General features: G+C 42.1%; 17 protein-coding genes and 2 pseudogenes. 2 read left to right on the forward strand and 17 right to left on the reverse strand.

The features are described from left to right. Positions 1-173: 173 nt before the first annotated feature. The 6 genes from E4T80_RS11880 to E4T80_RS12860 form a co-directional block, all read right to left on the reverse strand. Entirely contained in the window at positions 174-1232 is a 1059-nt protein-coding gene (locus E4T80_RS11880; protein WP_135058620.1) for a tyrosine-type recombinase/integrase, read from the reverse strand. A gap of 11 nt (positions 1233-1243) precedes the next feature. Further along, positions 1244-1468 (reverse strand): DUF4224 domain-containing protein, encoded by a 225-nt coding sequence (locus tag E4T80_RS11885; protein ID WP_167740734.1) that lies wholly within the window; start codon positions 1466-1468, stop codon positions 1244-1246. A gap of 61 nt (positions 1469-1529) precedes the next feature. Further along, positions 1530-1910, reverse strand: a complete 381-nt coding sequence (locus E4T80_RS11890) for a beta-sandwich lipoprotein (RefSeq protein ID WP_135058622.1) — start codon at positions 1908-1910, stop codon at positions 1530-1532. 109 nt (positions 1911-2019) lie between these two features. Beyond that, positions 2020-2691, reverse strand: coding sequence for a BRO family protein (locus E4T80_RS11895; RefSeq protein ID WP_135058623.1), 672 nt, complete (start codon positions 2689-2691; stop codon positions 2020-2022). 351 nt (positions 2692-3042) lie between these two features. Next, the gene (locus tag E4T80_RS11900; RefSeq protein WP_135058624.1) at positions 3043-3273 is read right to left on the reverse strand and encodes a hypothetical protein; all 231 of its coding nucleotides are present in this window, start codon (positions 3271-3273) and stop codon (positions 3043-3045) included. Between the two features lie 290 nt (positions 3274-3563). Beyond that, positions 3564-3704 (reverse strand): hypothetical protein, encoded by a 141-nt coding sequence (locus E4T80_RS12860; RefSeq protein WP_167740735.1) that lies wholly within the window; start codon positions 3702-3704, stop codon positions 3564-3566. Between the two features lie 11 nt (positions 3705-3715). Here E4T80_RS12860 and E4T80_RS11905 point away from each other — a divergent pair, with 11 nt between their 5' ends. Further along, complete coding sequence (locus E4T80_RS11905) at positions 3716-4126, forward strand: hypothetical protein (RefSeq protein ID WP_135058625.1); 411 nt, start codon at positions 3716-3718, stop codon at positions 4124-4126. A 40-nt stretch (positions 4127-4166) separates the two neighbouring features. On the opposite strand, the gene E4T80_RS11910 is transcribed toward E4T80_RS11905, so the two are convergent. The 11 genes and pseudogenes from E4T80_RS11910 to E4T80_RS11960 form a co-directional block, all read right to left on the reverse strand. Beyond that, a complete protein-coding gene (locus E4T80_RS11910; RefSeq protein ID WP_135058626.1) occupies positions 4167-4412 on the reverse strand; it encodes a hypothetical protein in 246 nt (81 codons plus the stop codon). A 60-nt stretch (positions 4413-4472) separates the two neighbouring features. Further along, positions 4473-5045 (reverse strand): hypothetical protein, encoded by a 573-nt coding sequence (locus tag E4T80_RS11915; RefSeq protein WP_135058627.1) that lies wholly within the window; start codon positions 5043-5045, stop codon positions 4473-4475. Between the two features lie 12 nt (positions 5046-5057). Beyond that, a complete protein-coding gene (locus E4T80_RS11920) occupies positions 5058-5312 on the reverse strand; it encodes a hypothetical protein (RefSeq protein ID WP_135058628.1) in 255 nt (84 codons plus the stop codon). 59 nt (positions 5313-5371) lie between these two features. After that, positions 5372-5995: a lambda exonuclease family protein gene (locus E4T80_RS11925; protein WP_135058629.1), complete on the reverse strand. Its 624-nt coding sequence runs from the start codon at positions 5993-5995 to the stop codon at positions 5372-5374. Between the two features lie 6 nt (positions 5996-6001). Further along, positions 6002-6775: a phage recombination protein Bet gene (gene bet / locus E4T80_RS11930; RefSeq protein ID WP_135058630.1), complete on the reverse strand. Its 774-nt coding sequence runs from the start codon at positions 6773-6775 to the stop codon at positions 6002-6004. A gap of 90 nt (positions 6776-6865) precedes the next feature. Next, entirely contained in the window at positions 6866-7525 is a 660-nt protein-coding gene (locus tag E4T80_RS11935) for a P22AR C-terminal domain-containing protein (protein WP_135058631.1), read from the reverse strand. 262 nt (positions 7526-7787) lie between these two features. Further along, positions 7788-8015, reverse strand: a complete 228-nt coding sequence (locus E4T80_RS11940; protein WP_135058632.1) for a hypothetical protein — start codon at positions 8013-8015, stop codon at positions 7788-7790. 3 nt (positions 8016-8018) lie between these two features. Then, positions 8019-8225 carry a hypothetical protein gene (locus E4T80_RS11945; RefSeq protein ID WP_135058633.1) on the reverse strand — a complete coding sequence of 69 codons (207 nt, stop codon included), beginning with the start codon at positions 8223-8225 and terminating at the stop codon, positions 8019-8021. Next, on the reverse strand, positions 8222-8545 hold the full coding sequence (locus E4T80_RS11950; RefSeq protein ID WP_135058634.1) for a hypothetical protein: 324 nt from the start codon (positions 8543-8545) through the stop codon (positions 8222-8224). Before E4T80_RS11950 ends, E4T80_RS11945 begins: the two co-directional genes overlap by 4 nt. Positions 8546-8641: 96 nt before the next feature. Continuing rightward, on the reverse strand, positions 8642-9310 hold the full coding sequence (locus E4T80_RS11955; protein ID WP_135058635.1) for an antA/AntB antirepressor family protein: 669 nt from the start codon (positions 9308-9310) through the stop codon (positions 8642-8644). 293 nt (positions 9311-9603) lie between these two features. Then, positions 9604-10435, reverse strand: a pseudogene (locus E4T80_RS11960) (KilA-N domain-containing protein). A gap of 128 nt (positions 10436-10563) precedes the next feature. Here E4T80_RS11960 and E4T80_RS11965 point away from each other — a divergent pair. Beyond that, positions 10564-11018, forward strand: a pseudogene (locus E4T80_RS11965) (HTH domain-containing protein); the annotation flags it as partial.

Below are 11018 nucleotides of genomic sequence, written 5' to 3' on the forward strand. Positions count from 1 at the left end.
TTTTGCATAAAAATTACTCGTTTTTCTTGGTGAGAATTTTCTATTTAAATTCAAATAGATATTTAGCCTATTTTGCAATGTATGCCGAAAAAATGCAATGTATGCCGAAACTATTTTCTTATTTTGGGGAAATTGAGGAAAATAGAATGTAACGCTTTTGAGAAAAGGGCGAGCTATTCGCCCTGATTTGATGGGGGAACTGTATCAATAAGTGGGGTAACGATAGGGGCTTTGCGGATATAAGTTTTCGTCATTTGAACCGTAGTGTGTCCGAGTTGTTGTCGGGCGGCTTCTTCCCCTTGAGCCATTGCTTTGTCTGTGCCAGATTTTGCACGTAGATCTCGGAATTGAAATTCATTGATTTGGGTGGCATATTCTGGATAAAGTGCAGAGACTTTTTGGCGAAGGCGTGAAAAAAGATCTGTTACTTTTTTCGTATTAAATGCGATACCTTTTTTAGATTTGAATAGGAGATTATCACTTGATTGTAAACGACGACTCAGAATATCTGCTAATTTACCAACAAGTTTAATCCTCAATTTTGCTTTGGTTTTCTGTTGGGTAATGTGTAAATAACCATCGAAAATATGTTCCTTCTGAATGCTAACAATATCGACAGGACGTTGCCCTGTGAGATACGCCAAATCCATCAAATCCTGCATATCTTGATTGGCGTGCTGGTAAATTAGTTGGAAAATATGGTCCTCAACATAAATATCACGCCGTTTAATCGGAAATTTATTCACACTTTCCGCAGGGCTGGGGAGTTTAGTATAACCCCATTGCTTTGCATATTTCCAAATATGGTTAAACAGAGAATACTCATTGTTGGCGGCACCGGGTGTGTCTTTACGCCGTTGCATATATTCGACAACGTGGGGTGGCTCAATCTCATCAAGCGGAGCATTGTGGAAAAACGCCAGTAGTGCTTTGAGATAGGATAGATTACTCTGTTGGGTATTTTTGGCACGTTTTTGTGAAATCACTTCGTCTTTGTAGCGTTTTGCCACCATTCCAAAAGTCATCACATCAGCATTCGGGCTTTCCCGTTCAATGTTCATTTGAGCTGCTTTCAAGCAGGCCCGATTGTAGTCTGAGCCCAGTTCAATTTCCTGTTTACCTTTTACCCGATAAGTGTAGCGTTTGACGATTTTGCCGGATTTGCGTTTAGTGATGCGAAGATAGACATTGTCGGGAAGATTGCGGTTTTCTTTCTTACGAGGTCTGCCCATTATTCACTCCTTTAGTTCAGTGGCGGCGGTTGCCATTTGGGTTTTGATTTGATTGGATGAGATTGAGATTTTGCGTTGCGGGGCTGTCGTTTATCTAAATCGTGTTGAAAAACGACCGGGTGGTCGTAACGGTCGAAATGAAACGGAATGTGATTGTCTCTGAGCCACTCCGCTTGCTTGGATTTCTGTCTATATTTAGTCATTTCATAGAGTGTTTCTTGGCTGACTCTTTCCATAACTTCTCTCCAATAAAAGGCCCCCAATGAGGGGGCGGATGTTGCTATTAGATTATTTCTGCTACCTAACATCAATATCAGGAATAATGGCTGATGGCTTAAATGTTACACGGTAGTGATAAGCACTGGCTTTGATGGGGTCTAACTGCTCGACAAAAGCTGTGGTGTTATCAGATAGAACCAAAGTATGTCGCTTGAAATCCGATGTGCCTGTTTTACAGATAACATTGAATGCTGTTTTTGATTGGTTCAAATCAATCGAACAGCGTCCTTCAATGGTTAATATATAACTGTCAGTAATACCATTGTAAAAGACAATTCTACGATTTACCTCAAAGTTGTCTGCTGCTTTTTTGAGATTATGCGTAGCTACCTCGGCATCATCACAGGCACTAATTCCTAAACCAATCAAAGGCAGCAAAAGCAAGTGTTTAAGTTTCATTTTAGTCTCCATTGTTGAGTTAATAAAAAACCTAGCTTTCGCTAGGCTGTCGGTAAATAAAACCGCTTACATTGCTGTAAGCGGTCGGTTGAGGTGAATAGTTTGCAGATTAGAGCGAACTGCGTAGCTCGCCTTTGCGGAGTTCGTGCAGGACGTTATTCCAGTTGTTGCTGTCCCACTTGTCCGTTTCGATGGTGTTAGTTTCCCGCACCAGTATTTTGCGGGCTTGCTCTAAGGTGCGTTTATATTCGGTGGCTGAACCGTACACGGCAGCTGAAAATTTTGAGCCGAGCAGTTCAAGAGGTTTGTAGAGCAGGGCGAGAATGTTCCGCATTCTTTCGGCAGACTTCCATAACCACACCAGTGAACGTAATTCGTCTTCCGTGAGTGTGAGGGTGTATTTTTTCTCAACCACAAGCGGTAGGTTCGGCTGTGAATTGTGTAAGCTGTATTGACCTGTTTTGCGGATTTGCGGTAGCACTTCTTCAAATACCCACGCTTCAAAGGGCTCAGCTTCAGGTTTTCTGCTTTTGATGATCAGGCGGTATAAATTGGGTTCGTTGATAAAGATTGCTTCTTTTCTACCGCTTGGATAGCTGATGTAACGTTTCGTTACACCAGCCTGTTTACAGTGATCTTGCAAGGCTTTTCGTGAGTTTGTATAGCCTAAAATATCACAGACGTCCGCTCCACAGAACCAATGTTCTTGATTTGGGTCGGTGATTACACGGACTTGGGAAGATTTAAAACTGAATGCGTTGAATTGAACTTGATTTGACATTGTTTATATCCTATGAGTAATTGTACTTAACCCTACTGTTCAGATAGGGCGATCGGGTGCTTGAACACTGCTCATAGACAGCCTTTCGTTTTTCCTTGCGGTCTTGTATGTACGAAACGCCACCCGATCATAAAATCAGGATATAAAAATACCGCATTACTGCGGTTGGTTTCCGCTATGAGTCTAGGTGTGTTCAGCACCGTTATCGGAATGATATAACAAAAAATCCCACCGTGTAAAGTGGGATTTATTGGTTATTTCTGATTTTCTTTTAAGGCTTTGGTGACAAAGTAATTAAATGCTACTGCCATTAAGAGAAAGACGATAATACTTGCTGTGATACCTTCCATTTTATTCCTCCTCCAATTTGAGCTTGGCTTGTTTAAGTTTTCTGCCTAAGTTCAGAAAAATATAGATGGCGATTAACAATAATACGCCGTTGATAACTTTGATGAGTATATCAGCATTTCCCCAAATTACAACAGGTTCGGCAAGAATAGCCACTTTAGCCACATCATCACACATTTTAGACCAACTTTCTAAGGTCTCTTTTTCAAAAGGGCGTTTAAATAGGCTAAACATACTACTGTTCCGGTGAAATTGAATGCGTTGAATTGAACTTGATTTGACATAATTTGTACCTTGTGGATTTAAGTATTTAATCCGATCATTAAGTGGGTGATCGGGGTTCAACTTACCCTCCAAAAGATGGGCGGAGCTTATTCAGATGTCTTGTATATCGCTCTCTCGCCCCGATCATTTCGGATTAAACCTAAAATTTAGGTACAAAAAAACCGCTTTATATCGGAGGCGGAAACCGCTTTTGGAAAATAAGTGCGGTTATCTTATCCGATTTTGGCGGTTTGTCAAATTCATTTCATATTTGCAGCAATAACATCTATAAGTGCAGCAATGAAAATACCAATAATCACAATATGCCATATAATGCTGTTGACATTTTTTTCATACCAATTGTAGAATTTTTCCCATTCAGTTTGTTTTTTACCTTTCATTTTTGCTCCTCATGAATAAAGTCATAATTAAAGAGTTTTTGCTCAATTTATTTTTATTCTGGCTAATTATGTTATACGCTGATCGTATTTTGGTTCCTAATGTGCCATTTAGTTCTCAACTTGTTGCTCTTGCGTTGATTGCAGCCTATGTCGTCAATACTTATTTAAAAGCCATTGAAACATATGGTATTAAGGGCATTATTATGCATCACCTTGTTATTGGTGGAGCAGCAGTTGGATTATTTACACTAGGGCAATTTAGCTATGCAGAATTAACAGAATTAGGGTTTAATTTCTCAGAAGAAGGCAAAATAGGCTATTACCAATATTTATTATTAAAAACGATATTAAATCTTGTTGGTGTTTTTATTTTGCCTCGCTTAATTGAATTTACTCGTCAGAAATTGCGAGAGAATAAGTAAAACAGAACCCACCGAAGTGGGCTTTAATCAATGATGGCGTTCATAGGGAAAAGCCTTTTCCGTGCGTTACAACCTGTTCAATCGCTCGGTAACGTTTGATTTCAAATTGGGCGTGCTCAAGGGAGTTTGCTAAGTCGTCCGCCCGTTGTCGGAGCGTCATATTTTCCGCAATCAGTTCGGCGATATGTTCGTTAGCGTTAATAAGCACAACCGCTTGTTTGGAGTATTGGGTGGCATAGTATTTGACTTGCCGGCGGAGCTTGAAGGGGTTGAAAGTCAGTTTCATTTTGCAAATTTTCCTTAGAAAAAGACCGCTTGTGTAGGCAAGCGGTCGGGGTTGATCAAATTAGGCGATAGAGATAAACTCTAACTCTTCCCATTTCGCGATATATCCACCGCGCCGATGGGATAGTCCATTTTCGGCATTTCGCTTGTTTTCTGCGGTCATTTCATCTGTGAGTACGCAAACTAATCCCTGTGGGAAATAGTAATTATCCGGGTCTTCTTGGATAATCCCTTCATATTTTCGCCACTTTACCTTTGACCCTACTGGAAACGGTAATTCATAGCCGTGAGTTTTTATCCAGTCTTCAGAGACTTTCTTTTCGTGCTTATCAATATCCAAACTCAAGCATTTTTCTTCAAACTCTTTGGCATCAGCATAGCTCCAACCTTGCCATTTAATTAAACACTCGGCAGTGTCTTCATTATCACCATTCCATTGGGCTAAAATGTCTTGGTAGATGCCAAATTCTTCAATATCAAATTCTTCTCCCTCTTCAAGCCAGTCGTTAATGTGCTCTTGAATTTCATCTTGATATTTGTTTGCTACCCACGATTTTAGAAATGCAGTGAAAGCGTCTTGCTTATCTAAGGTTGGTCTAGTAACTTCGGGTATCCAGCGGTTGTTTTCTAACATAATTTATCCTTTTTATTCATATTTGTTGCCACAAAATGGACAGTAATCATTAATCACTTTTGTTCTGCGTTTTACTTCACGCACATCCCCATTTTTTGATGTTTTCTTTTCAACATACTGAATTTCAACTACCGTTCTTTCGCCTAAAACTTCAAAATTTCTCATTGGAAACACGGTATTAAATGATATACCGCCAATCAACTCAACACCTTGCTCTTGCAAGGAGTCGGCGAGTTTTGATTTATAAACATCAATACATTCACACATAATTTGTCCTTTGTTGATTTTCAGGCAATAAAAAAGCCACTATGTTGTGGCTTGGGTGGTTATTTAGCTTGTGAGGTCGCATTTAACTCTGTTTGTAATACCTCTAATTCTGTGAGGAAAGCGGTAACTTCTGCTTCAATTTCTGCAATCACGCTACCATTTCTCGCAATGCGGGTACAGAAGAAAGCGAGGTTATCGGGCAGGCGGTTGTCAAAGCTCACAAAATCGCACCATTTCCGCCCGGTTACTGCCATTTGCCACTGCATTTGTTTGTAGTAGCGGTCGCTTGGCTGTTTAGTGCGTAATGTCTCAATGTGGGTAGCGGTGTTAGGGCATTTGATTTCAATTAAGCCGTCATTACCGACTAAACCATCGGGGCTTGCCCCTGCAAAATCAATGTATGGGTGGTCGATAAAACCGACCTGTTCGACGACTTCGCCCGTTTCAATTTGATACCAGTTTCGGGCTTCGGGCTCAAGTTCGTTGCCTCGTTTCATTGCGTCCGATTTGTAGCTTTCTTCTACCTTGCCCGTAAACCGTTCGCAGAGTAGTTGCATTAGGTAGTTTTGCCGGCTAGCGGCATAACCTGATTTCGTTTTTGCCATTAGGTCGGCGATACGGCTGGCGGTAACTTTACCTCGCCGTTGTTCGAACCATTCTGCACTGCCTTGTAAAATTGCCATAATCGATTACGCCTCCGTAAATTCCGCATCTTGCATTGTGCCTTGCTCATATTGTTTGGCTAGTTCCTTAATTCGTGCCAGCTCATTTGAACCGACGATAAACCGTTGTTCCTTTGTGAGATTTTTCCAGCATTGCTCTAATGCTTCAATACCTTGTTGTGCAATGCTTTCTAGTGTAGAAACAAGTGTTTCGAATTCGGCATTGCTCGGGTCGCCGGTGCCGGCGTTTTTCGTTGGGGCGGGTTGATTTTGTGGTGTACCGACAGTTTGCCCTTCGTTGATACGGTCTGCCTCGTCCGGTTCGTAAATACCCGATAAGCTAAATGCTACCCTTGCGCATTGGATAGCGGCTTTGTGGCGTAGCATTCGTTTAGGGTATTTATTCCACGGGTCGGTGGGACGTTTACATTCGTCAAGGTATTCCGTTACTACTGTCGGGCGTTGTCGGTCTTTTCGAAAAATGCGACAGGTACAGCTTTCGGCATTTTGCTCAAACTCAATACCGTCAAATTGCGGGTGTTTGTTAATAATGGCGTACCAACCGTCCACACCGACAATCGGGATAATGCCACCACCTTTAACGGGGAATGCGTAGATTTCGTTCGTCCACGGATTGAGTTCATATTGGTTAGCGACCACAAGCAAGGCGGTCATTTGTTCCGGGGTAACAGTCTGTCCTTTAAATGCGGTCGCAACTAGGGTTTGAGCAAGGTTATCGCTGCTTCCCATTTCAAAACGTTCAGCGAGTTTATTGGTTAAGGTTTGAAGAGCGGTTGTCATTGTGTATTCCTTAAAAGTGAGTGAATTTAGGGTGCAACAATCCCCTGCCGGATTTCAAAGGAAATAGCAGTCAGGGGAGTGGGTTTGGGGTTAAACTCTGACGATTGCCCCTAAGCCTTGCGGTTTGTAGTTCCGTAGGGTGTTGAGGGCTTTGTAGTAGTGTGGGTCGTCGAGTGGATCGACTTCAAACTGCTCGAACATTGGGACGAGCAATCGTTGCATTACGCCAAGTGTGGTTTTGTACTCGGTGGCGTGTCCGCAGACTTGTGCGGCGTAGTGCGAGCCGAGTGTGTGGAGCGGTTTGTCGAGTTTAGCGAGCAGTTCTACGCAGTTGTAGAGTGCATACCAAACACTTGCAAAGCGTAGCCATTGGGCTTGGGTTTGCTCAAAACTGAATTTGGGTTCTTCCGCAAGCGGTAGGTTCGGCTGGGGATTTTGTAAATTCTCTACTTGGTTTAAGAATGCTCTCAACACGGTCAGATGAAACGCCGGGCTTATCCAAGCGGCGTAGGCGATGACGAGTTCTTTGCAGGCATATGTTCCGCCTTGTGTACCACGCAAGGTTTTGATTGGCGTTACCGTTGGCTCTTGTGCTTGAATTTCTGCGATTAGCTCTTTGGTTTGATCTAAGCGGGCAAACCTATTTGGTGCGTGTTTACTTTCATTACCACTGATACGATGAAGATCTGTTAATGAATAAAGATTATCTAATTGGCTAACTGAAGTTTTAAGAATGGTTAAATTTGACATTTTTATGCCCCTGTATTTAAAGTTAATCGTTCGAACAACCTTAGTAGGGTTGATCGGGCTTCAACTACCGAATACAGTCGGCGGAGCTTATTCCCTTTCGGTATTGTATTAGGCTCTCTCGACCCGATCATTGATTTTCTAATTACCCAGATCTGGGTATTTAGCAAAATTTAGGCATAAAAAAACCGCTATGCTGTCGGGTGCGGATAACCGCTGTATTTAGTAGTGCGGTTATCTTAATCCGAAAGGGCGGTAGTGTCAATTAAAAACAATGAGATTGTAAATTCTGCTGTGCTCTCTGTGTGAGGGCAGCCACCCACACATCAGAACCGGTGATGTTGTCGTACACATCTTCAAAGCCGTGTTGGGTGAGTAGCTTGGCAAGTTGGCTTTCGAGTCGGTTAAATTCGGCATCTTCCCGCTCTGTTTGCATTTCAGCTTGGTATTCGGCTTCGAGATGTTGGTGTAATGCCCAAGTGTTGTAGTCCATCGGTTAATCCTTTTTAATGTATTTGGGAATTTGCAGATTTTTGCGGGCGTTCCAGTAATCGACCCGTTGGTTTAGGTAGGTGATGCAATTTAGCTCGGAAAAGTAACCGCTTGTGCGTTCCAGTACTTTACCGTCTGCATAGATTTCGCCATAATAATAGCCGTCTGAACGTTTGAATACTTTAGATTTAGGTTCGAATGTTCGGGTCATTGTACTGCTCCTGCGGTTAAGCGGTGTAGTTGTTTGCGGTTGTGTTCGCGGATTAGGCGAACGGTTTCGTCTGTGATGTTATCGGGCGGGTAATCGCCTGCGAGGTTGTAATTCACATTAAGCGGGTCGAGTTCGGCGGACTTGAAGTCGGCTGCAGTCCAGATTTTCTCCGGCTCTAAATTGTCCTGAACCGGCAAAGCGGATTGGTTGCTTGTCGGGATTGGGTAGGGTTGGCAGCTTGTGAGGTTTGAGCCAATCAGTAGGCATAAACCGAGAGCAAAAGCAGTGTAGCCGAGTGTGGCGAGATTGAATTTCTGCATTTTGTGTTCCTTTTTTGGTCGATTAGGTGAATTTTGGGTGCAACAATCCCCTGCCGGATTTCGTGGGAAATAGCAGTCAGGGGAGTGGGTTTGGGGTTAAACTCTAACGATTGCCCCTAAGCCTTGCGGTTTGTAGTTCCGTAGGGTGTTGAGGGCTTTGTAGTAGTGTGGGTCGTCGAGTGGATCGACTTCAAACTGCTCGAACATTGGGACGAGCAGGCGGTGCATTACGCCGAGGGTAATTTTGTACTCGGTGGCGTGTCCGCAGACTTGCGGGGCGTAGTGCGAGCCGAGTGCGTGGAGCGGTTTGTCGAGCTTGGCAAGCAGTTCTACGCAGTTGTAGAGTGCGTACCAAGTACTTGCAAAGCGTAGCCATTGGGCTTGGGTTTGCTCAAAACTGAATTTGGGTTCGTCCGCAAGCGGTAGGTTCGGCTGGGGATTTTGCAATTCTTTTAGCCGTTTTTCGCAAGCGATAAAGTACTTGCGGATTTGTCGTCCTTTTTCGTTGCGTTCGACCATTCCAAGCTCTTTGCCCATATCGAGAGTAATGTGATATTCCTTGCGGGGTCTTCCTTTAGTACGCTCTGTAACAATGATATAGTCTTCATCTTGGATAAAGCCATATTCAGAAATTCGGTTTGAAATCCAATTAGAGAAATCTTGATTGCTTTCAAGGAAAGAATGAAGATCACGAGCATTGGCAAGTTGAACAATTTGATTAGAGATTGAGCCGTTGAAAACGGTAATAAGATTTGAGTTTGTCATTTTGACACCTGCTAGATTGATTTTAAAATAATCATCACCGCAGAGACCAATCATTGGTGATGAACTAGGCAGAATTGGTCTTACCGAATCTAGCGAACGGCGATCTTGCGATCTTCCGCCTAGCCCATCATTGGGACTTTTCAATAAATTTATTGAAAAGGTTTTTTTGTGATTTTTGGGTACAAAAAAACCGCTTGTATGCGGTTATTCTCTACCGCCAGATATTCAGGAGACCAATCCCGACTTTCTGTTGAAAGTGGCTGAATTATAGGGCGGTTGGTTTTGGTTGTCAATTATTCTTCTAATAATGGTTTGGTTTTTAGTTGTCCCAAAGCCGCAGTGTTGAGTAATGATTTCATTTGCTGGATAGCTAGGCGATTAAGAATGGCAAGGCGTTCTTCTTGTGGAATGCCTTGCTGAATATAAAGCATTTTGGTTTTCTAAACCTATTAATACGGTTAGTTGCTCTACAGTAGCATAATCCCGCATATTCCCTTTTAAATTAGGATTTTCATCTCTCCACTGCTTTGCTGTTTGCCCAAATAAGGCTTGATTAAGGATGTCTGCTTCGCTGGAATAAACAAATTGATGTTGTTTGGTGTTGAGCAAATTGGGTATAAGATAATCTTTGATTGCGTCAGTATGTATGCGGTAGTTCGCCTTGCTAAGAATACGTTTGACATTCCATTCTAGTTTATTATCTTCAGCTTCTTTTTGTTTTAGGCGTTGGAACTCTTTGATAAGATAGAGTTTGAACTCCGGGCTTATCCACATTGCAAATTCTAATGCAATATCTTTATGGGCATATGTTCCCCCATAGCGTCCTGCTTTAGCCTGCAAACCTATTGCATTTGTTTGGGCAACAAATTCTTTAACGCTGATTTTAAAACGATTTAGTCCGGACTGATTTTTAATTGTGGCGAATTCGCCATAATTAAAATTGGGGTTGTTGAGTTCTTCCCAAATGCCGATATATTCAAGTGTATTACGATTTCTTAACCAATCGCTAATAAAAAATTCGCCATCTTTTGCTTTGAGCATATCGGTGAGATTGATGTAATCCTCGCCGTTTTGTTCTATTACTCGTATTTCTGCATCTTGCACAACAATTACATCATTTACCATATCTCACCTTGTTAATGATCATGCAAAAATGCGCCAGGCTGATGCAGTAAGATCATCGAAAAGTGATCCACTGCATCTTTTGATAAACTCCTTGTTATTTAAACAGGGAATAACCTGGTATGCTTTGCATGGAAACCATCTTAAAAATACGTCGCCTTTATCATAAAGAGGGGCTTTCTCAGCGTAAAATCGCTGAAAAACTTCGACTCAGTCGTCGTACTGTCAAAAAATATCTCAATATGATTGAGATTCCAAACTATCAACGTCAACACACAGATTCACCTAAATTAGGGCCTTATAAAGCACTATTAATTGAACGACTCAAAGAGGAGATGGATAAGCCACCTTCTCAACGTTTAACCGCAGTACGTCATTTTGAGTATTTGCAAAGCCTTGGTTTTGAAGGGCAATACCCTTGTGTTTCTCGTTTTATTAAGCGTTATAAATCGTCTTTTTCCCCACCCGCTACGGCTGTTTTTATTCCTCAAAAATTTCCACTCGGTGAGTCTTATCAATTTGATTGGAGTATTGAGAAAGTGGTGTTAAATGGGGTTGAAACGACGGTAAATATCGCGCATTTTCG

The organism is Muribacter muris, assembly GCF_004569585.1.
Lineage (GTDB): Bacteria > Pseudomonadota > Gammaproteobacteria > Enterobacterales > Pasteurellaceae > Muribacter > Muribacter muris.

Coding starts and splice junctions, on each gene's coding strand:
- E4T80_RS11885 (WP_167740734.1), bottom strand. CDS start 1,468: ATGGAAAGAGTCAGCCAAGAAACACTCTATGAAATGACTAAATATAGA.
- E4T80_RS11895 (WP_135058623.1), bottom strand. CDS start 2,691: ATGTCAAATCAAGTTCAATTCAACGCATTCAGTTTTAAATCTTCCCAA.
- E4T80_RS11955 (WP_135058635.1), bottom strand. CDS start 9,310: ATGACAAACTCAAATCTTATTACCGTTTTCAACGGCTCAATCTCTAAT.
- E4T80_RS11915 (WP_135058627.1), bottom strand. CDS start 5,045: ATGTTAGAAAACAACCGCTGGATACCCGAAGTTACTAGACCAACCTTA.
- E4T80_RS11945 (WP_135058633.1), bottom strand. CDS start 8,225: ATGACCCGAACATTCGAACCTAAATCTAAAGTATTCAAACGTTCAGAC.
- E4T80_RS11900 (WP_135058624.1), bottom strand. CDS start 3,273: ATGTTTAGCCTATTTAAACGCCCTTTTGAAAAAGAGACCTTAGAAAGT.
- E4T80_RS11950 (WP_135058634.1), bottom strand. CDS start 8,545: ATGCAGAAATTCAATCTCGCCACACTCGGCTACACTGCTTTTGCTCTC.
- E4T80_RS11935 (WP_135058631.1), bottom strand. CDS start 7,525: ATGTCAAATTTAACCATTCTTAAAACTTCAGTTAGCCAATTAGATAAT.
- E4T80_RS11925 (WP_135058629.1), bottom strand. CDS start 5,995: ATGGCAATTTTACAAGGCAGTGCAGAATGGTTCGAACAACGGCGAGGT.
- E4T80_RS11880 (WP_135058620.1), bottom strand. CDS start 1,232: ATGGGCAGACCTCGTAAGAAAGAAAACCGCAATCTTCCCGACAATGTC.
- E4T80_RS11910 (WP_135058626.1), bottom strand. CDS start 4,412: ATGAAACTGACTTTCAACCCCTTCAAGCTCCGCCGGCAAGTCAAATAC.
- E4T80_RS12860 (WP_167740735.1), bottom strand. CDS start 3,704: ATGAAAGGTAAAAAACAAACTGAATGGGAAAAATTCTACAATTGGTAT.
- E4T80_RS11920 (WP_135058628.1), bottom strand. CDS start 5,312: ATGTGTGAATGTATTGATGTTTATAAATCAAAACTCGCCGACTCCTTG.
- E4T80_RS11905 (WP_135058625.1), top strand. CDS start 3,716: ATGAATAAAGTCATAATTAAAGAGTTTTTGCTCAATTTATTTTTATTC.
- E4T80_RS11940 (WP_135058632.1), bottom strand. CDS start 8,015: ATGGACTACAACACTTGGGCATTACACCAACATCTCGAAGCCGAATAC.
- E4T80_RS11890 (WP_135058622.1), bottom strand. CDS start 1,910: ATGAAACTTAAACACTTGCTTTTGCTGCCTTTGATTGGTTTAGGAATT.
- bet (WP_135058630.1), bottom strand. CDS start 6,775: ATGACAACCGCTCTTCAAACCTTAACCAATAAACTCGCTGAACGTTTT.